The sequence below is a fragment of the Pedobacter frigiditerrae genome (assembly GCF_004331645.1).
Taxonomy (GTDB): Bacteria; Bacteroidota; Bacteroidia; order Sphingobacteriales; family Sphingobacteriaceae; genus Pedobacter; species Pedobacter frigiditerrae.
Genome location: NZ_SJSK01000001.1, coordinates 365,507 through 384,271 on the forward strand (window position 1 = coordinate 365,507; position 18,765 = coordinate 384,271).

Genomic DNA, 18,765 nt, shown 5'->3' on the forward strand with positions numbered 1-18,765 from the left:
AATGGAAGACAAACAAACAGAAAAAGACCTTCCACCATTTGTGAATACTTGGAAGCAGTTTTACTTTTTATTAGGTTTTTGGCTCGTTTTACTCATTGCTTTGTTTTACGCCTTTACTAAATATTTCGAATGAGCTATATAGATTGGGCCGTTTTATTCACCACGATATTAGCTATCGTTGGCTACGGCGTATATAAAAGTCGTGGTGCACAAAGTATGCAAGCCTACCTTTTAGGCAACCAAAGTTTGCCATGGTACACGGTTTGCCTTTCGGTAATGGCAACTCAAGCCAGTGCCATCACATTTCTCTCGGCTCCGGGCTTGGCTTATACATCAGGCATGAGTTTTGTTCAGTTCTATTTTGGTTTGCCATTGGCAATGATTGTATTGTGTATCACCTTCGTACCCATATTTCATCGATTAAAAGTTTACACCGCCTACGAATATTTAGAACAACGATTCGATTTAAACACAAGGGCATTAACCGCATTTTTATTCTTAATCCAACGTGGATTATCTACTGGAATTACAATCTATGCACCATCCATTATCTTATCTACTATTTTAAATATCGACACCACGTACACCACCTTATTTATTGGCGGATTAGTGGTTTTTTACACCGTTTATGGCGGAACAAAAGCTGTTTCTTATACCCAGCTTTTGCAAATGAGCATTATTTTCTGCGGTCTTTTCGCTGCCGGAATTATGGTTGTTCATCTCCTGCCGGGAGATGTTGGTTTTACAAAAGCCATCAGCATTGCTGGAAAAATGGGAAGAACAAATGTGATAGATTTTAGTTTCGATTGGAATAACCCTTACACTGTTTGGAGCGGGTTAATAGGAGGATTTTTCTTGCAACTATCTTATTTTGGTACCGACCAAAGTCAGGTTGGAAGGTATTTAACAGGTTCATCTGTTAGTCAAAGTAGATTGGGTTTATTGATGAATGGTCTGGTTAAAATACCAATGCAATTCTTGATTTTGTTAATCGGCGTTTTGGTTTTTACTTTTTATCAATACAATAAAGCACCTATCTTTTTTAACAGTTATGAGTTAAATAAACTAGAGGCAAGTCCGTACAAAGCAGAGCTGAATAAAATAAAAACCGATTACAATTCAGCATTCGAAAGCAAGCAACAAGAAGTAATTAAACTCGATAAAGCACTTGAGGCCAAAGATGAAACCTTAATTAATCAGCAAAGAACTGCCGTTAAAAAAGCCGATGAAGAAACAAAAACCATTCGCAAAAGCTTAACAGAGCTAATGTTAAAGAATGATGCAAAAGCGAGCACAAATGATAACAATTATGTCTTTTTAAGCTTCGTTACGCAATATCTGCCAAAGGGATTAATTGGTTTGTTAATCGCCATTATCTTTTTAGCTTCGATGGGTTCTACTGCAAGTGCCTTAAATTCATTGGCATCTACAAGTGTGGTAGACATTTACAAACGATTAATCAACAAAGAAGCAACTGACCAACAATATGTTAAAGCTTCTCGTTGGGCAACCTTAATTTGGGGTGCAGTTTGTATTGTGATGGCTTTATTTACTAGCAAAATCGGCAACTTATTAGAAGCCGTTAATATTTTAGGTTCCTTTATTTATGGAACAATTTTAGGCGTTTTTATTGTTGCTTTTTACATTAAAAAAGTACGTGGAAAAGCCGTTTTTTATGCCGCGATTTTAACAGAGGCTATAGTATGTATTATTGGTTTTAACGAATGGGTTGCTTATTTATGGCTAAATGTAATTGGCTGTTTGTTGGTGGTGTTTTTTGCTTTAATAATACAGAGGTTATTGAAAAAGAAGACCGTTGAGTTGGAGGTTAATCATTAAAAACTACTCTTTAAAGCATCTTACGGATTTGAAATCCGTTGTTATCACATAATTCGAAATGCGCTAAGCTAACCTCTCAAACAGCTGTGCGATTATTTCACTTATATAATTCAGTTGATTAGATTTACAGGATGATTTACAAAGTCTCTACGAAAGGCAAAATATATAGCCTGAAATGGGTAATATTATTTTCGTTTCTTTTGATTCCTATCTTATTTATGCCATTATTTATGGAATCGCAAAAAGGAAAATTAGTAATTTTGTTCTGCATTTTTATTTGGCTCTTGTTTTGTTTTCCACAGCTAAACTTGTTTTTACAGTACCGAAAGGTGACCAACTATCAAAGCATAGAGATTGACTATCACCAAAAAACTATCTCAATCTCAAAAGATGGTATACAGCTCGAAAAAAATTTCTCTGACATCAAAAGACTTGCCTTGCATAAAGCTAAAGCCCCATTTTTCGCAGGGTCATGGTGGCTTACCATTTGTAGTGAATTCTATTATTATAAAATTGATTTCGCTGAAGAATCGTACTACTTGACCAGCATATTATTCCCAACTCCTTCGTTAAATGGAGAAAAACATTTTTACGAATCATATATGGAAGTTACTACAGCTTATGCCAACATAAAGAAGACAATCGGATAGATTTGAACTAACTTACCTCTTACTATTCTCGAATGCACCCCACTACATCTCGAACAGAAATTTGTGGGAATGAAGCGGAGTAAACAAAAAACCGTTCCAACACAAGTTGAAACGGTTTAGCATATTAACTCAAGAATTAGAATAATGACTCAAGACTTACTTTTTCGTCTCTGCCAATAGTTGTGTGTTTAACCTGATGTACTCATCATTTTTCATTGTAGTTGCTAAGGCGATACCAGCTTTTGCGCTTTCAGCAGCACCAACTTTATCACCAGATTTTAACTGCATTTTGCCTAACCATAGTTTAGTCCAAGGCATTTTAGGCTCAGCTTTATCAGCCTCTACCATCCAACCTAAAGCAGTTTTTAAATCTTTTCCATTCGTAAAATAATAAATCGCCGATTGCATGTAAGGCTTTTTCTCACCTTTCATAGCCTCCGCAATATTAGCCATTGCTTTTGCATCAACATCCGTTGTTAAATTTACTGCAAAAGACATGTTCTCCCACGTTAATTGCAATTGAGCTTTGCTTTCTGTTACGTTCGCAAACTGCATCGTTAAAGTTTCTACTTTATCTTTCAATGCATTAGTTTTCACTTTTACACGCAAAACATCATCCTTTTGGTCATAAGTGTAAGCTCCCCACTGTTTAGCAGTTTTACTAAAAATAACTGTCCATTCTTTAGCATTAGGAATAGAGAACAAACCATATTCGCCAGCTGGCAAATCTTGTCCTTCTATTTTAACAGCATCAGTAAAAGTGATAATGGTAGCAGCATTTGCCCCTGTTCTCCAAACCTTGTCCATTGGTTCCATTCCGCCGAATATTTTACGTCCCTTAACGCTTGGTCTAGCATAGGTCAAAGTAATTTTTCCCAATCCAAATTCTTGGATTATGGTTTGTGTACTACTTGGTGCTGGTAGTTTCAGTTGTGCGCTTAGGTTGTTATTGATACCCAAAGCCACTAAAAGCAATACCATAGTTTTGATTGTAAATTTCATTTTGTTTGATTTTAAGTTTGACATTTAAAATTACAATAATAAAGTCTCAAAATTAATTCAATCGCTAATTGAATGTAAAGAAATATAAGCAAATCGAAATTTCTTAAGCTAAAACCTTAGATTTATAGAAATCAGATTCCGTTAACCAAAATTAAAATGATAATGAAAAGGACAATTAAATCAATAGCTACTTTATTATTTGTAGCTACAATTTCGGCAAGTGCATTTGCACAAGAGACCAAGGCTCCAGCTAGTCCACCCGCCACAGCTACAGGAAAAATTGGCGATGCAACAGTTACTATCAACTATAGCAGCCCAGCAGTAAAAGGTCGTACAATTTGGGGTGGATTAGAGAAATACGATAAGGTTTGGCGTGCTGGCGCAAATAAAACTACAACTTTCGAAACTGATAAGGACTTAACGGTACAAGGTAAAAAATTGCCAGCAGGTAAATATAACTTCTTCTTAATCCCTAAAGAAGGTGGAACTTGGACAGCTATTTTCAATAAAGAAGTAGCAAATACAAACCCTTTCAATTACAAGGAGGCTGAAGATCAATTGAGAGTTGATGTGAAAGTGAAAGCGTTAAAAGAAAATCAAGAAAGATTAGTTTACAAAATAGACAATAAGGGTTTTGCTCTAGAGTGGGAAAAAGTTTCAGTTCCACTAGCTGTTAAATAATATAAAAAACTTAAGCAAGCCTCGTTGGTTAAATCCCTGCGAGGCTTTTTTATAAATGGAAAACAGAACAATCAGTATTTTAGGATGTGGATGGTATGGATTAGCAATGGCAAAAGCACTCGTTGTTGCTGGGTATCATGTTAATGGCTCTACCACTAGCACAGAGAAGCTAGAAACCTTCAGCAAGTTTAACATACAACCTTACTTAATAAATTTTGATGGTGAGTCTGTCAATTATGATGAAACATTCTTTAACTGCGATGTTTTAATCATCAGCATTCCCCCAAAAAGAAATGCCCAGGCAGATTACCCAAGCAAGATTAAAAACATCGCAATAGCTGCTGAAAAGGCTAAAGTGAAGCAAGTTATTTTCATCAGCTCTACCGGAATTTTCCAAAATGGGAATTTTATTTTAGATGAAGAAACTATCCCAGAACCAAACACAACAGCTGGACAAGTATTATCGGAAGCAGAAACAGCTTTAAAAGGAGCCCAAGCTTTTACTACAACCATCATCCGCTTTGCCGGATTAATTGGACCAGAAAGAAATTTAGCCAAACATTTTGCAGGTAAAACTGATATTGCCAATGGTTTGGCACCAATTAATTTAATCCATTTAGACGATTGTATAGGCATTACGAAAACAATTATCGAGCAAAAAGCCTTTGGCAATATTTACCATGGCGTAACACCAAGTCATCCTTCTAGAAAAGATTTTTACACTAAAGCTTGCTTAACAAGTGGTTTTGAAAAGCCCCAATTTATAGATGAACTTTTAGACTGGAAACAAGTAGAAAGTAAAAATGTAGCTAGAAATTTAGCTTACCAATTTAAGATAGAAAATTGGATGGAATATGTAGGGAGCGTTTGATGAAATATAATAATCTTCGTCATATCGAACGCAGCGCAGCGAGGAGATATCTGTTCACTAACATATCTTTTGCAGATAACTCCAGAGATTCCTCCTCGTGAAAAACTCGTTCGGAATGACTCACGCAGATATAAATCCATAAAAAAACTTTGACAAAAACCTTCTTGTGTGTTAGGTCTTGTCAAAGTAGAATTATATAATAGCCCAATGAACCATTGAACTAATGACTAATGACTATTACGCTGTAGCTAACTTCGCTACGTTACGATAAGGGAAAGCATTAAAAATGTGTCTTCTTGCAAATCTTCCTGGAGAATCAGCATTTACCAATTTAATGTACATTGCTCTTGGCACATCAAAATATTCGTAAGCACTACCATCGAAGAAATCGATACGTAAAATCGCATCTTTAAACTGAAAATCTTGAATGTTAGAGGTAGTTGTAGTCTGAATATATTCGTCTTTAGCATGCTCCAAAGTTTCTGGTGCAATACTCAATAAAAAATTATACGCTTCAATAATTTCTTTACTTTTTTCTTCTGCTTCTAAGTGCTTTTCAGCATCTGAACTAAACTTATCAGGATGCCAATCTTTCATCAAGCCTCTGTAAATACTCTTGATTTCTTTTAGCTCTGTAGCTTTAGTAACACCTAATGTTTTTCTGTAATCTCCAACTTTCTTCATAAACCTTTTTTATATGTTATTGTTTATGAAACGATTGCAAATAATCAAAGCGCAAACCACAGGGAAACAATTTTTGTGCAAAGGTACAATTAAATAAGCAAAATTCTAATAGTCGGTTAACTAATAGTTATTTGCCACTTATCCAAAGTGCAATATCACTAATCAATTGTTCAGATACGTTTACAGGAACTTGATATTGTTGGGTATATGCCTTTTCTGTTTGTGGACTTAACAAGTGATTTAATTCTGGATAAAGTTTCAACTTCGCATTTGCTGATTTACCTAAAGCAGCGTTCCAGATATTGAAATCTGCCATAGCTACTTGAAAATCATTCCCCCCTTGGAAAACTAAAATACGTTGTTTTAATTTTTTGGCTGTAGCCACTTGGTCGTAAGCATTTAAATCTACCCAATAAGCAGCTGGCAAACCTAGGATAACAGAATCAGGTTTCATATTTGGCGCCAGTTTAACCAATTTAGCAGCCTCAATTTCCTTAATTGCTTCACCAAGTTTTACTTGTGTAGCTTTCGTAGTGTCTTTTGCAAGTTCTACGATGTATTTATTCTGATCAATTATAATATCAGCTAATTTTCTAGCCGGTGCAGCAGCTAAGATAATACCCTTTATACTTGGCGCAAGTGTTGCTAAACGTGGTGCTAGCATCCCTCCTAAACTATGCCCTAAAACATAAATACTTTTTTGGTCTGCACCCATTATGGTTTTTGCCATTGCAATTGCTGCAAGAGCATCATCGGTTACTTCTTCCTTAGCTGTAAAAACTTTATTAAATTCCCCGGCATAAACTAAGGTCCTTTTCACGTAACGTACACTTGCAATACCTTTTGAAGCCAAACCTGTTGCAATATCTCTAAAAGGTTTATTTGGACCAACTGTTTCATCCATATCGCCAGGGCCAGAACCATGAACCAAAACCACGACAGGGAAATTTGTCTTGTTTTTAGGTGTGGTAATTATCGCTGCCAACTGGTGTCCAGGGGTTTGTAAATATACCGATTTTTCAGTGTACAAGGCAGTGTCTGCATAAGCAGGTTTAGTATAAGTCGCAGCTTTTGGAGGCATAAATAAACCTACAATTTTCTCCTTCTTGTTAAACATTAAAACAAAATTTTGCTCTGCTTTCTCAAATTTACCCTCTACGGTAACCGCATAAAAATCTCCTTGAACTTTACTAGAGATCGCATCTAAGATTTCGGGCTTGCCTAAGTTGGTGGTAATATTATCCCAAAGTTTTTTTAAGTTATCTGGTGTAATTTTTGCTTGTTCGGCTTCATCAAAAAATAGATGTGCGGTGTCATATTTTGCTTCGGCCATATAAATAAAAAACGAATTAGTTTTGTTAAATAAGCTAATTACGTTTTGTGAAAATCCAATGGTGCTAACTAAAAGCAGGGCAATTACTAAAAAGGCTTTCTTCATAAAATTTTATAATCATCGCATAAGATGACAATCAAAGTTAATATTATTTAAACCGCTTTAATGTTAAAAATTGTGAAATAAAAAGCGCCAATCAAACAATTTGATTGGCGCTTAATTATTAGGACAATATTGTTTATAACAACTCTGCTTCGATAGTAATTGGTGCATTCATTAATTTAGAGATTGGACAATTAGCTTTTGCATCTGCTACTAGTTCTTCAAACTTTTCTTTTGACAAACCTTCTGCCTTTACTTTAACTTCTAAATGAATACCTACAATTTCTCCTTTTTCTGGATTTAAATCTACAGTTGCTTTAGTTGTAATGTCTTCTGGAGTGATATTTTCTGCTGAGATATTAAAGCTTAACTTCATGGTAAAGCAGCCCGAATGTGCTGCAGCAATTAACTCCTCAGGGTTTGTACCCACACCTTCTTCAAAACGACTTTTGAAAGAATATTGTGTATTACTTAATGTTCCACTTTGTGTGGTCAATGTTCCTTTTCCATCTTTTCCGGTGCCATTCCAAACGGCAGTTGCGTTTCTTTTCATATCAAATTCTTTTTTTAGTAAAATATAAACTAAGGCAATTTTTTTATTGCCTTAAAAATCTAAGGATAAATTTACAGCTTTAAATTGACAAATAATTTTTGCAAAAGTTATCATTGCATTAAATATATTTGTGTTACAAAAATCATCACTTTGGCAAACAAATCTAAGTACAAAAACATATTAGTTATAGAAGATAATCACGCTATTCTAGATGTGATTACTTTGGTATTGCAAAGCGAAGCCTATAAGGTTTCAGGCTTAAATAAAAGTGTTGACATGATGGAACATATCGATTCCTTTAAACCAGACTTATTGATTTTAGACATCATGTTACCCGATGGTGATGGTCGCGAATTGTTAGGACAATTACGTAATAACGAAAAAACAGCTCACATCCCTGTTTTAATGATTTCTGCAAAATACACCACAGCAACTTTTCAACAAAACACAGAACATAAGCCTAACGGATTTTTAGCTAAGCCTTTTGACATAGATGATTTGCTAGATAAAATCGAAGGTATCCTTGCCGGAAAGAACTTCTAAATTTTTGCATACATTTATGCAAATCCAAAGGTGATGATAGATAATGAACAACTAATCCATAATTTTTACACTAGTTTTAAAAATAAGGATTACAAGGGAATGCAAGCTAGTTACGCAGACAATGCAATTTTTAGCGATGCTGTTTTTAAAAATCTCAACTCCGAGCAAGTAAAAGCAATGTGGGAAATGCTAGTTGTCAAGGGCAAGGATATGAGGCTTGAATTTAGTAGAATTACCGCTAATGAAAATTCTGTAACTGCCCACTGGGATGCTTATTATACCTTCTCTGCCACTGGCAAAAAGGTTGTTAATAAAATTGATGCTATTTTTGAAATTGAAAACGGAAAAATAATTAAACATACGGACAGTTTCAATTTCCATACTTGGTCTACCCAAGCTTTGGGAATTAAAGGTTTTCTTTTAGGATGGACACCCTTTTTAAGAAAGAAAGTTGCTGCACAAGCAATGAAAAACCTAGCTAGCTTTATGAAGACCAAATATTAGTGATTTTGCTTTCACCAAATTTTAAAATGCTAAATGAGCTGAAAGAATCCCTTTCTCCATTGCTAATCATTAACAACACCTCAAAAGGAATTACATTTAAAATCTGTAAACTAATTTTGATAGCCATTCTCTACTAAAGCAACCATAGTTTAACAATAACTTAATAACTTGTGCAGTTCTTTAATGGCACAAATGACCTTAGTCTAAAGTTGATTCGTTCGAGGTAAGTCCATAGTAGGTCCATATATAGTCCATAGTAAGTCCATATTTTCTAATTAAAAGTCGGACTTAATACAGACGTTAAATGGTTTTATAATGAAGGTTTATCGAAGGAGTATTACCTTTAGGTTAAATGATGCCCGGTAGAACCTACTGAAGATGCTATGGTCGTGACATTATGTCAAATGATAAGAAAAAAGGAAGGACACGGGACAAAATCAAGTTAATGTCCCTAAAGAGTATTTTAGTGAGTGTAAATAATCATTTTGCTGGGACCACAACCTTTGTAAATGACTCCTCAAATTCAGCAAGGACAAATCTAATTTATAAAAATCAAGCGATTTTCTTAATCATCTTAATCCCTTAATGTTAAAGCCCTTTGCCTAATTGTCCAATAATGGTTTTAATACCTAATTTTTGTTGTTCACCACTTTGCATATCTTTTAAAGTTAGCAAGCCACTTTCCATTTCATCACCACCGATTAAAATCACATAAGGAATATTCTTGTCATGTGCATAGCTCATTTGCTTCTTAAGCTTTGCTGATGATGGGTATAACTCTGCTGAAATATTTGCTGTTCTTAATTGTTGCAAGATAGGCAAAGCATAAAGCTCTGCTGCTTCATCAAAATTACTAATTAACACTTTTGTGCCTTGTGCTGCAGAAGCAGGAAATAAGTTTAACTCTTCTAAAACATCATAAATTCTATCTGCACCAAAAGAAATCCCAACACCCGTTAAGTCTTTTAACCCAAACATCCCTGTTAAATCGTCATAACGACCGCCTCCACCAATACTTCCCATGGTAACTTCATTAGTTTTAACCTCAAAGATACAGCCAGTGTAGTAGTTTAAACCGCGAGCTAAAGTGATATCCAATTCGATAGTAGTTGCGAGTTCTGAGTTGTCGGATGTCAACTTTGAAACATAATCAAAAACTTTTTCAATTTCCTCAATACCCTTCAATCCAATTTTAGATCTAGTCCCAAAAATAAGTCTTAGATTATCTAACTTTTTACCAATTGTAAATCCTGTTTGGTCTGCAATAAGAAATGAAAGTACTTCTACAGCTTCCAATTCAGAAAACCCTGTCTTTATTAATTCATCAGTAACACCTATATTCCCTATTTTATCTAGTTTATCGAGAGCGATGGTCATCTCCATAAATTTATCTGTCTGACCAATGGTTTCTGCTATACCATATAAAATTTTGCGGTTATTGATTTTAATATTAAAATCTTTTAAGCCTAATTTGCTTAATGCTTCGTGATAAATTAAAATAAATTCTGCCTCATTTAATAAAGATGGGGAACCAACCACATCGGCATCACATTGGTAAAACTCTCTATAACGTCCTTTTTGTGGCCTATCTGCCCTCCAAACTGGCTGAACTTGGAAACGCTTGAAAGGAAAAGAAATCTCGCTTTGGTGCATCACCACGTAACGAGCAAACGGAACAGTTAAATCGTATCTAAGCGCCTTTTCAGAAATATTTTTAGCTAAAGTAGATGATAATTTCTCTAAATACCTTGGTATATTTTTAACTGTATTTAAAAATTGTCGTTCATCGAGGTTCTCGGGCATAAAACCAGAGGAATCTTCAAATTTCTTTAAAAGATATAGTGCTGTTTCAGCATTAAACTTAATCCACTCTTCGCCTAATTTATATCTAAAATCCAAATCACTTAAATAGTTTCCACTATTTAAAATCTTAAAAATCAGTTTATCACCTTCATCTCCATACTTACCAGTTAAGGTTTGCAAGTTTTCCATGCTTGGCGTTTGTATTTCTGCATAGCCATATTTTTTGAAAACCGTTTTAATGGTATCGAAAATATAATTACGTTTCACCATTTCTTGCGGCGAAAAATCTCTTGTTCCTTTTGGTAAGCTTGGCTTGGTAATAGACATGGCGCAAAAGTACAAAAAAGATTAAAGAGCAAGGAACAAGGATTTAATATTGGTTCAGAAGCGCAAATTGCTGCGGCTAACTAAGACCAGTCCTGTCATCCCTGCTTGTCCAGCAGGCAGGCGTTTTACTTCGTTCGCTCCTGTCGGGGCTATGAACTTAGGTTTGTGTAAGGAAACCCCTCATAGTTGCTCCAAAGGAGTTCCTATGGAACAAAGACTTGCATAAAATAAACCCAATTGTCTTGGAAATTTATCAATATTAGTCTGAGCCCTGTCGAAGACCAATTGAAAGATTGAAACAAAAAGCCCCAAAGGGGTGCCTTCCCAAATTCTAAACCTTTCTCAACGGCAATCTTTTCCTATAACTCAATTGTCGCCATATCCATTCAACTGGGCCATAATTATATTTAGACAACCACCATTTACTGAAATAGACTTGCAAAGTATATACAAGGAGAGCTAGCAATAAATAAAACCAAATTGGCATCGTATTCCAAACACCAAACCCAAAACCAGAGAAAATAAATAATCCAATTAGGTTTTGTGTCATGTAATTAGTTAAGGTCATTTTACCCATCACCTCTAAACTTGCAAAAAAGCCTTTAAGCTTTCCCGTTACATATAACCAGCAAATTGCGCTTGCAATAAATAGCATTGAGCTTAAAATTAACCAATACCCAAGTTTATAATGTTTAAGAAAATCCCATTTAAAATATTTAACTAGTTGAAAGAATATGGTTAAAAAAATCGCTACAGCCAACGAAATCCAGAATGCTCTTTTGATGTATTTCAATTTACTATTTAAATTATTAAAGAAATTGATCTTATACAAGCTAAATCCCCATAAGAAGCAGCAAAACATCACTACGTGAACTGTATACAAATAGGGTTTACTTATCATTTCTGCAAAATAGGTTCCCTTTAAACCAAACCACAAAACATTTAATAAGTTATGGCTTCTATATAAGGGAAATAGCTTTACAAACACATTCTGACTGTCATTAGACAAGGTATTTACATATGCAGATATCGCCGGAATAGCAAGCAATAAAACAATACTGGTAATGAAAGCTGTTTTTGCAGAACTTCGATAAAAGAGCAATAATATTAAACCTAATATGGCGTAGTCCTTTAAAATATCTCCAAAGAATAGGGCGCTGTTTATAAATGCCAAAACCAATAACCAGAACATCCGTCCTGCGAAAAAGCCATAAGCATTATGCCCTTTCTCTTTCACATTATTCATTAATACAGCGAAACCATAACCAAATAACAGACTTAATAAAGTCCAATATTTTGCAGCAAAAACAATACTTGTAAAATACATTAACACATTTGTTAATGTATCTGGCTTAAAGGTTTCCCAATTTCTACCTAAAGTGAAAAAATCAAAATAGTTCATTAAAACCACACCCAAAAGTGCCCAACCTCTCAATACATCTACAATTATGGTTCTTTGATTTTGCTGAATTGGCTGGTTTAGGGACGCTTCCATTTGAGGGTTAATTTAGTTTAACTAAAGGTATATTATTTTTAATAAATTGACAATCAGCACAAACTAAAAAAGCTACCCTTTTGAGGTAGCTTTTAAGTTTTATTTCCGAGATCCTTCGACAAGATACCGATGTAAATCGGCACAAGTCAGGATGACAAATTTATAGACTATGCTAATAATCTAATTGGTTCTTCTAATAATCCTTTTAAGGTTTGTAAGAATTGTGCTCCGGTAGAACCATCAACCACTCGGTGATCGCAACCTAAAGTTAACTTCATTACGTTACCAGGAACTACAGCTCCATTTTTAACTACCGGTACAGCTTGGATAGCACCTACAGACAAGATGGCTCCATCAGGAGAGTTAATGATTGATGTAAATTCATCAATACCAAACATACCTAGGTTAGAAACCGTGAAAGTACTTCCTTCCCAATCTGCTGGTTGTAGTTTTTTAGCTTTTGCTTTAGCGCCAAAATCTTTCACTTCAGCAGAAATGTGAGATAATGATTTACCATCAGCAAAACGAACAACTGGCACTAATAAGCCGTCTTCAACAGCCATTGCAACACCAATGTTAGTATGCTCATTGAAACGGATTTTATCTCCACCCCATGATGAATTAACAGCTGGATGTTTTTTCAATGCAACCGCTACCGCTTTAATTACGATATCGTTGAAGGAAACCTTAACTGGTGCAACTGCATTGATTGCAGTACGGGCAGTCATTGCGTTATCCATATCAATACTAACAGTTAAGTAGAAATGTGGTGCAGTAAATAGACTTTCTGCTAAACGTTTTGCAATTACCTTACGCATTTGCGAAACTGGTTGCTCAGTAAATTTAACTTCGCCAACGTATGTTGGAATTACTGGAGCTACTGCTACTTTCGCGCTTTCGGACTTCTGACTATCTGCTTGAGGTGCAGCTGAAGGCTTAAAGTTTTCTATATCTTTTTTAATGATACGGCCACCCTCTGCACTACCAGCAACTTGTGCTAAATCAATTCCTTTATCTTTTGCAATTTTCTTAGCCAAAGGCGATGCAATGATACGACCACCATTTGAGCTTGTTGTTGCCGGAGCTTCTTCTTTTGCAGGAGCAGATTCAGTTTTAGTTTCTTTTACAGGAGCATCAGCACTTTTATCGGCTGTAGGTTTTGCAGGAGCATCGCCATTTGCTAAAATAGATGAAATATCCGTTCCTTCTGGACCAACAATAGCGATGATACCGTTTACTTTTGCAGCTTCACCTTTATTAACACCAACGTGTAATAAAGTTCCTGTTGCATAACCCATCACTTCCATAGTAGCCTTATCGGTTTCTACATCAGCTAAAATGTCATCATCTTTAACTTTATCACCAACTTTTTTATGCCATTCGGCTATAACGCCTTCAGTCATTGTATCACTTAGTAATGGCATACGAATTACCGTTACACCTTTTTTACTTAATTCTTCTTCACTTAAACCACCACCTTGAGCAGGAGCTTCAGTTTTTGCTTCTTCCTTAGGAGCTTCTTCTTTCGGACTTTCGGTCTTCTGACTTCCCGACTCAGCCTCCAAAGCAGCTTTATAATCTTCGCCTTCTTTACCAATAACGGCAATTACAGCATCAACCGGAACAGCTTTACCTTCTTCAACGCCAACAAATAATAACGTTCCATCCCAGTAAGATTCTAAATCCATCGTAGCTTTATCAGTTTCTACTTCGGCTAAAACATCACCGCTTTTAACTTTATCGCCCACTTTTTTATGCCACTTTGCCATTACCCCTTCGGTCATGGTATCGCTCATTTTGGGCATTTTTACTATATCAGCCATTTATATATATCTATTGAAATGCGTTCTTATTAAATTTCTTGGTAAGGATAGTCGGTTTGCACATAAACATCTTTATAAAGTTCAGACGCATCAGGGAATGGAGATTCTTCAGCAAATTTCACTGACTCGTCAACAATCTCTTTTACTTTCTCTTCAATTGAAGTAATCCAAGCTTCATCAGCATATTTCTCTTTCAAGATCACCTCTCTTACTTGCTCAATTGGATCTTTCGCTTTATATGTTTCTAACTCGTCTTTAGTTCTGTATTTAGCAGGATCAGACATAGAGTGACCACGGTAACGGTAAGTCCTCATTTCTAAGAAAGTTGGCCCTTCGCCTTTACGAGCACGTTGAATTGCTTCATCCATTGCGTTGTGCACAGCAATTGGGTCCATTCCATCTACTGGTGCACATGGCATATCGAAACCTAAACCAATTTTATAGATATCGCTCATATTAGTGGTACGCTCAACAGAAGTTCCCATTGCATAACCGTTGTTTTCACAAACAAAAATTACTGGTAATTTCCATAACATTGCCATATTGAAGGTCTCATTTAAAGCACCTTGTCTTACAGCCCCATCTCCCATGTAACAAATATTTACATTATCAGTTCCTTTGTATTTTTCTGCAAATGCAATACCTGCACCTAAAGGAATCTGACCACCAACAATTCCATGACCGCCATAAAAGTTGTGTTCTTTGCTAAAAATGTGCATTGAGCCACCTTTGCCTTTAGAGCAGCCAGTAATTTTACCATACATTTCGGCCATGATGCTATTTGCACTAACACCTAAAGCTAAAGCGTGTGCATGATCACGATAGGTTGTAATCATCGAATCACCTTTTTGCATAGCTGATATTGCACCTGCAACAACCGCTTCTTGCCCTATGTATAAGTGACAAAAACCACGAATTTTCTGCTGTCCATATAACTGCCCGGTTTTTTCTTCGAATTTGCGCATTAGCAACATCGACTCAAACCACTTCAAATAGGTATCCTTATTTATTTCTACTGCACTCATGTTGAGGTATTGATTTTTATTTTACGAGAGCAAATCTAATTTTTTTTATGCAATTTCTGATATGATTTAGTGTAAAAATATCCTTGTTAAACCAATAATAACTTGTTAAAATCTATTTTGTTATCATAATCAAACTTGTAATCGTCTTTAACACGTTATTAATATTTTTTTCTTTTAACAATCTGCAATAAATTTTAGCATCCTTAGAAAATAATGAAGAAATTAAATTTTGTTTAGAAGAATAGCTTTCCATTAGGTATTTTATTAAAAAAATAATTTAAAATCTTGAGCGAAATAATAATATAATTACTCCGATTTGGAGTTAAAATGTTAATAACTTTTACAATTAAGTTAAAACATTTGGATAACATTTGTAAATCACATACTTTTGTGACCTGACAATAAGCCCGTAGTGGTGTACGTTTAAGTGTAAGTATTATCTAACCCAAACTTAACAGTATAACATGATAAAAAAGTTTTTGTTCTCTACTTTAATCGTTCTTTGCAGTTTCTCTGCTGTTTTTGCTCAAAAGAAGACTAAAGAAACAAACGTTGAAGACCCTGATAATTTAGCCTCACAATATTTTTCTCAAGTAATGGGTGTTGCTGTAGACGCAACCGCTAACTTAAAATTATACAAATTTATTTACGAGTGGATTGGAACTCCTTACCGTTTTGGTGGTAACACTAAAAAAGGAATTGATTGTTCTGCTTTCGCAAAAACCATTTACGAGAAAGTTTTTAACACAACCATTTTACGTAATTCTCGTGATATTTTTAGCATGGTAGATCCTGTGTCTAAAGATGAGTTAAAAGAAGGTGATTTAGTTTTCTTTAAAATTAAAAGCCGTAGTATTTCTCACGTAGGTGTTTATTTGGGCGATAACCGTTTTGCACACTCAAGTTCTGGTGGAGTTAAAATAAGTAGCCTAAATGACCTTTATTATAGCCGTTATTTTTACAAGGGCGGAAGAATCCTTGATGGTGATAAAAAAGATTTTGTAGAAGAATAATATTAATTTACGATTTTAGATTAAAAAGCATATAGTCCTTCCCAGTTATTTGGGAGGGATTTTTTATTAAAACATAATGAAGAAATTTTTAAGCATTGCTTTTTTAACTGTTGTTGTAGCTTATTTTTTAATAAGTTGTCAAAATAAAAGCGTTGCAATTGTTCCCCCAACAAAGGTTGATACCCCAAAGCTTAAGAAATTAAAGGATACGATTAGCATAGTTGCCGTTGGCGATATGATGTTAGGTTCCGCTTATCCAAGCAAAGTTAATCTTCCTTCAGATGATGCAGTTAATAGTTTTGTAGCTGTTGAAGAATTTTTAAAAGGTGATATCGTTTTTGGAAATCTGGAAGGCTGCTTTTTGGACAAAGGGAAATCAACCAAATGCAGTGACCCACATAGCACCAGCTGTTTTGCCTTTAGAATGCCCGAAAGGTATGCAGGAATTTATAAGAAAGCTGGCTTTAATGTATTAAGTATTGCGAATAACCACATCGGCGATTTTGGCTTAACAGGAAGAAAACGGACTACTTCGATATTAGATTCCCTACAAATTGAATATGCAGGATTACAATCTAAACCATTTGCAATTTTTGAAAAAGACAGTGTGAAATATGCCTTTTGCGCATTCGCCCCAAATGACAATACGGTTTCTATCAAAAACATTGATAGTGCTAAAATGTTGGTTGCCGAGCTTAAAAAACAGGTTGATATAGTGATCGTATCTTTTCACGGGGGGGGAGAGGGCGCTAAATTTGAACACATTACACGCAAAACAGAAGTGTTTTATAATGAAAACCGTGGAAACGTGTATGCCTTTGCACATGGTGTTATAGATGCTGGGGCAGATGTAGTTTTAGGTCATGGCCCGCACGTTACAAGAGCAATGGAAGTTTATAAAAACAAATTTATAGCTTACAGCTTAGGCAATTTCTGCACTTATGGAATGTTTGGACTAAAAGGCCCGAATGGATTTGCTCCTCTTTTACAATTAAAAGTTAACGCCAAAGGCGATTTTCTTTATGTTGATGTAATTTCTATTAAACAGGATAAAGTTAACCGATTAACGATTGATGAAAATTTTACAGCATTCAAAAAAATACAAACTTTAACCAATCTCGATATTCCCGAAAATCAGTTAAAGTTTGAAGGTAATGGTAGGATAAGTTTAAAATAGGTTAAGCTTCGTCTTTTGTATTCCTCACTAGGCTTATGCCCGAAACAAAGAAAATTACACCTATAATAGCTGCCACTACTAGACCTCTTGTACCAGCGCTCTGCTGTACAAAGCCCCATCCAGCATATATTAAACCTATTATACCTAATATGGTTAATATCGTTCCAAAAATTCGTTTTACATTCATAGTTTTAGATTTTACAGGAATATAACAGCGAATTATACTTTTTGTTTGGCACCCTAATAGTTAGTACAGATTATAACTTTAAGCCGTAAAATTTCAGCTATGTCCATCCTTTTTATAGGTGCCTAAATAATTATTTATTATTCATCACAATTAATAGTAATATTGATTAATAATTAAATCAAACAACCATGATGTACATTCCATACATTTTACTTTTTTTCGGACTAGTAGTATTATTCAGTTCATTTGTAACTGTTAAACAAGGTACAATTGCAGTAGTAACTATTTTTGGCAAATACCGCAGGCAATTAAGACCAGGATTAAGTTTAAAAATTCCTTTAATAGAAGTTCTTCATTCAAGGATTTCTATTCAAAATCGTTCGGTTGAGCTTTCTTTTCAAGCGGTAACACATGACCAAGCCAATGTATATTTTAAGGCGATGTTACTTTATTCTGTTTTAAACCACGATGAAGAAACCATTAAAAATGTTGCCTTTAAATTTGTTGACGCAAACAACTTAATGCAAGCCTTAATACGTACCATCGAAGGTTCGATTAGAGCTTATGTAGCTACACAAAAACAAGCTAACGTATTAGCACAAAGAAATGAGATTGTAGAACATGTAAAACACCAAATTGACCAAGTTTTAGAAAGTTGGGGTTACCATTTACAAGATTTGCAATTGAATGATATTACTTTTGATGAAGAAATCATGCGTTCGATGAGTAGAGTAGTTGCTTCCAATAACTTAAAAGCAGCGGCTGAAAATGAAGGTCAAGCTCTATTAATTACTAAAACTAAAGGTGCAGAGGCCGATGGTAATGCCATTAAAATTGCTGCAGCAGCAGAGCGTGAAGCTGCTCAATTACGTGGACAAGGTATCGCTTTATTCCGTGCAGAGGTTGCTCACGGTATGACAAAAGCTGCTCAAGAAATGGAACAAGCAAACCTTGATATTTCAGTAATCTTATTCACCATGTGGACAGAATCGATTAAACACTTTGCTGAAAATAGTGATGGTAATGTGATTTTCTTAGACGGAAGTACAGAAGGGATGAATAAGACGATGAAAGAAATGATGTCTATGCAGATGGAGAAAACAAACAATAAGAAATAATAGTTAGCTGGGTTAATCACAAATCTGTTAATATA

19 protein-coding genes are annotated in these 18,765 nt (G+C 35.1%); 10 read left to right on the forward strand and 9 right to left on the reverse strand.

Translation table 11 applies throughout. The features are described 5' to 3' along the window. Position 1 precedes the first annotated feature (1 nt). The 3 genes from EZ428_RS24275 to EZ428_RS01555 all read left to right on the forward strand — a co-directional run bounded on the left by EZ428_RS24275 (position 2) and on the right by EZ428_RS01555 (position 2,489). Entirely contained in the window at positions 2-133 is a 132-nt protein-coding gene (locus tag EZ428_RS24275) for a hypothetical protein (protein WP_262711760.1), read from the forward strand. Beyond that, entirely contained in the window at positions 130-1,839 is a 1,710-nt protein-coding gene (locus EZ428_RS01550; RefSeq protein ID WP_131551348.1) for a sodium:solute symporter, read from the forward strand. The genes EZ428_RS24275 and EZ428_RS01550 overlap by 4 nt, the downstream gene beginning before the upstream one ends. A gap of 329 nt (positions 1,840-2,168) precedes the next feature. Next, positions 2,169-2,489, forward strand: a complete 321-nt coding sequence (locus EZ428_RS01555) for a hypothetical protein (protein ID WP_131551349.1) — start codon at positions 2,169-2,171, stop codon at positions 2,487-2,489. 156 nt (positions 2,490-2,645) lie between these two features. Here EZ428_RS01555 and EZ428_RS01560 read toward each other — a convergent pair whose 3' ends face one another. Continuing rightward, positions 2,646-3,491 (reverse strand): DUF2911 domain-containing protein, encoded by an 846-nt coding sequence (locus EZ428_RS01560; RefSeq protein WP_131551350.1) that lies wholly within the window; start codon positions 3,489-3,491, stop codon positions 2,646-2,648. A 162-nt stretch (positions 3,492-3,653) separates the two neighbouring features. Between EZ428_RS01560 and EZ428_RS01565 the strand changes: the two genes are divergently transcribed. Together EZ428_RS01565 and EZ428_RS01570 are read left to right on the forward strand one after the other, a co-directional pair. Then, positions 3,654-4,172, forward strand: coding sequence for a DUF2911 domain-containing protein (locus EZ428_RS01565; protein ID WP_131551351.1), 519 nt, complete (start codon positions 3,654-3,656; stop codon positions 4,170-4,172). A 55-nt stretch (positions 4,173-4,227) separates the two neighbouring features. Then, positions 4,228-5,043, forward strand: coding sequence for an NAD(P)H-binding protein (locus tag EZ428_RS01570; RefSeq protein WP_131551352.1), 816 nt, complete (start codon positions 4,228-4,230; stop codon positions 5,041-5,043). Positions 5,044-5,280: 237 nt separating this feature from the next. Here EZ428_RS01570 and EZ428_RS01575 read toward each other — a convergent pair whose 3' ends face one another. The 3 genes from EZ428_RS01575 to EZ428_RS01585 form a co-directional block, all read right to left on the reverse strand. Next, the gene (locus EZ428_RS01575; RefSeq protein WP_131551353.1) at positions 5,281-5,727 is read right to left on the reverse strand and encodes a KTSC domain-containing protein; all 447 of its coding nucleotides are present in this window, start codon (positions 5,725-5,727) and stop codon (positions 5,281-5,283) included. Between the two features lie 127 nt (positions 5,728-5,854). Then, a complete protein-coding gene (locus tag EZ428_RS01580) occupies positions 5,855-7,165 on the reverse strand; it encodes a DUF3887 domain-containing protein (RefSeq protein WP_131551354.1) in 1,311 nt (436 codons plus the stop codon). Between the two features lie 133 nt (positions 7,166-7,298). Continuing rightward, a complete protein-coding gene (locus EZ428_RS01585; RefSeq protein WP_131551355.1) occupies positions 7,299-7,715 on the reverse strand; it encodes an OsmC family protein in 417 nt (138 codons plus the stop codon). A 150-nt stretch (positions 7,716-7,865) separates the two neighbouring features. On the opposite strand from EZ428_RS01585, the gene EZ428_RS01590 reads away from it, so the two are divergent. Then, entirely contained in the window at positions 7,866-8,258 is a 393-nt protein-coding gene (locus EZ428_RS01590; protein WP_131551356.1) for a response regulator, read from the forward strand. A gap of 33 nt (positions 8,259-8,291) precedes the next feature. Continuing rightward, positions 8,292-8,762 carry a nuclear transport factor 2 family protein gene (locus EZ428_RS01595; RefSeq protein ID WP_131551357.1) on the forward strand — a complete coding sequence of 157 codons (471 nt, stop codon included), beginning with the start codon at positions 8,292-8,294 and terminating at the stop codon, positions 8,760-8,762. Positions 8,763-9,350: 588 nt separating this feature from the next. Here EZ428_RS01595 and hisS read toward each other — a convergent pair. The 4 genes from hisS to pdhA form a co-directional block, all read right to left on the reverse strand. After that, positions 9,351-10,892, reverse strand: coding sequence for a histidine--tRNA ligase (hisS, locus tag EZ428_RS01600; RefSeq protein ID WP_131551358.1), 1,542 nt, complete (start codon positions 10,890-10,892; stop codon positions 9,351-9,353). Between the two features lie 331 nt (positions 10,893-11,223). Further along, positions 11,224-12,387 (reverse strand): DUF418 domain-containing protein, encoded by a 1,164-nt coding sequence (locus EZ428_RS01605; RefSeq protein WP_131551359.1) that lies wholly within the window; start codon positions 12,385-12,387, stop codon positions 11,224-11,226. 167 nt (positions 12,388-12,554) lie between these two features. Continuing rightward, entirely contained in the window at positions 12,555-14,210 is a 1,656-nt protein-coding gene (locus tag EZ428_RS01610) for a dihydrolipoamide acetyltransferase family protein (protein ID WP_131551360.1), read from the reverse strand. Positions 14,211-14,239: 29 nt separating this feature from the next. Further along, entirely contained in the window at positions 14,240-15,235 is a 996-nt protein-coding gene (pdhA, locus tag EZ428_RS01615; RefSeq protein ID WP_131551361.1) for a pyruvate dehydrogenase (acetyl-transferring) E1 component subunit alpha, read from the reverse strand. A 464-nt stretch (positions 15,236-15,699) separates the two neighbouring features. On the opposite strand from pdhA, the gene EZ428_RS01620 reads away from it, so the two are divergent. Both EZ428_RS01620 and EZ428_RS01625 read left to right on the forward strand, forming a co-directional pair. Further along, the gene (locus EZ428_RS01620; protein ID WP_131551362.1) at positions 15,700-16,248 is read left to right on the forward strand and encodes a C40 family peptidase; all 549 of its coding nucleotides are present in this window, start codon (positions 15,700-15,702) and stop codon (positions 16,246-16,248) included. A 76-nt stretch (positions 16,249-16,324) separates the two neighbouring features. Continuing rightward, a complete protein-coding gene (locus tag EZ428_RS01625; protein WP_131551363.1) occupies positions 16,325-17,425 on the forward strand; it encodes a CapA family protein in 1,101 nt (366 codons plus the stop codon). A 1-nt stretch (position 17,426) separates the two neighbouring features. On the opposite strand, the gene EZ428_RS01630 is transcribed toward EZ428_RS01625, so the two are convergent. Beyond that, positions 17,427-17,612, reverse strand: coding sequence for a hypothetical protein (locus EZ428_RS01630; RefSeq protein WP_131551364.1), 186 nt, complete (start codon positions 17,610-17,612; stop codon positions 17,427-17,429). A gap of 188 nt (positions 17,613-17,800) precedes the next feature. Between EZ428_RS01630 and EZ428_RS01635 the strand changes: the two genes are divergently transcribed. Beyond that, a complete protein-coding gene (locus EZ428_RS01635) occupies positions 17,801-18,730 on the forward strand; it encodes an SPFH domain-containing protein (RefSeq protein ID WP_131551365.1) in 930 nt (309 codons plus the stop codon). Positions 18,731-18,765 lie beyond the last annotated feature (35 nt).

Excerpts from the sequence above, each read along its gene's own strand:
- pdhA (WP_131551361.1), bottom strand. The coding sequence starts at position 15,235 with ATGAGTGCAGTAGAAATAAATAAGGATACCTATTTGAAGTGGTTTGAG.
- hisS (WP_131551358.1), bottom strand. The coding sequence starts at position 10,892 with ATGTCTATTACCAAGCCAAGCTTACCAAAAGGAACAAGAGATTTTTCG.
- EZ428_RS01605 (WP_131551359.1), bottom strand. The coding sequence starts at position 12,387 with ATGGAAGCGTCCCTAAACCAGCCAATTCAGCAAAATCAAAGAACCATA.
- EZ428_RS24275 (WP_262711760.1), top strand. The coding sequence starts at position 2 with ATGGAAGACAAACAAACAGAAAAAGACCTTCCACCATTTGTGAATACT.
- EZ428_RS01620 (WP_131551362.1), top strand. The coding sequence starts at position 15,700 with ATGATAAAAAAGTTTTTGTTCTCTACTTTAATCGTTCTTTGCAGTTTC.
- EZ428_RS01550 (WP_131551348.1), top strand. The coding sequence starts at position 130 with ATGAGCTATATAGATTGGGCCGTTTTATTCACCACGATATTAGCTATC.
- EZ428_RS01625 (WP_131551363.1), top strand. The coding sequence starts at position 16,325 with ATGAAGAAATTTTTAAGCATTGCTTTTTTAACTGTTGTTGTAGCTTAT.
- EZ428_RS01635 (WP_131551365.1), top strand. The coding sequence starts at position 17,801 with ATGATGTACATTCCATACATTTTACTTTTTTTCGGACTAGTAGTATTA.
- EZ428_RS01575 (WP_131551353.1), bottom strand. The coding sequence starts at position 5,727 with ATGAAGAAAGTTGGAGATTACAGAAAAACATTAGGTGTTACTAAAGCT.
- EZ428_RS01565 (WP_131551351.1), top strand. The coding sequence starts at position 3,654 with ATGAAAAGGACAATTAAATCAATAGCTACTTTATTATTTGTAGCTACA.
- EZ428_RS01595 (WP_131551357.1), top strand. The coding sequence starts at position 8,292 with ATGATAGATAATGAACAACTAATCCATAATTTTTACACTAGTTTTAAA.
- EZ428_RS01585 (WP_131551355.1), bottom strand. The coding sequence starts at position 7,715 with ATGAAAAGAAACGCAACTGCCGTTTGGAATGGCACCGGAAAAGATGGA.
- EZ428_RS01580 (WP_131551354.1), bottom strand. The coding sequence starts at position 7,165 with ATGAAGAAAGCCTTTTTAGTAATTGCCCTGCTTTTAGTTAGCACCATT.
- EZ428_RS01610 (WP_131551360.1), bottom strand. The coding sequence starts at position 14,210 with ATGGCTGATATAGTAAAAATGCCCAAAATGAGCGATACCATGACCGAA.
- EZ428_RS01630 (WP_131551364.1), bottom strand. The coding sequence starts at position 17,612 with ATGAATGTAAAACGAATTTTTGGAACGATATTAACCATATTAGGTATA.
- EZ428_RS01570 (WP_131551352.1), top strand. The coding sequence starts at position 4,228 with ATGGAAAACAGAACAATCAGTATTTTAGGATGTGGATGGTATGGATTA.
- EZ428_RS01560 (WP_131551350.1), bottom strand. The coding sequence starts at position 3,491 with ATGAAATTTACAATCAAAACTATGGTATTGCTTTTAGTGGCTTTGGGT.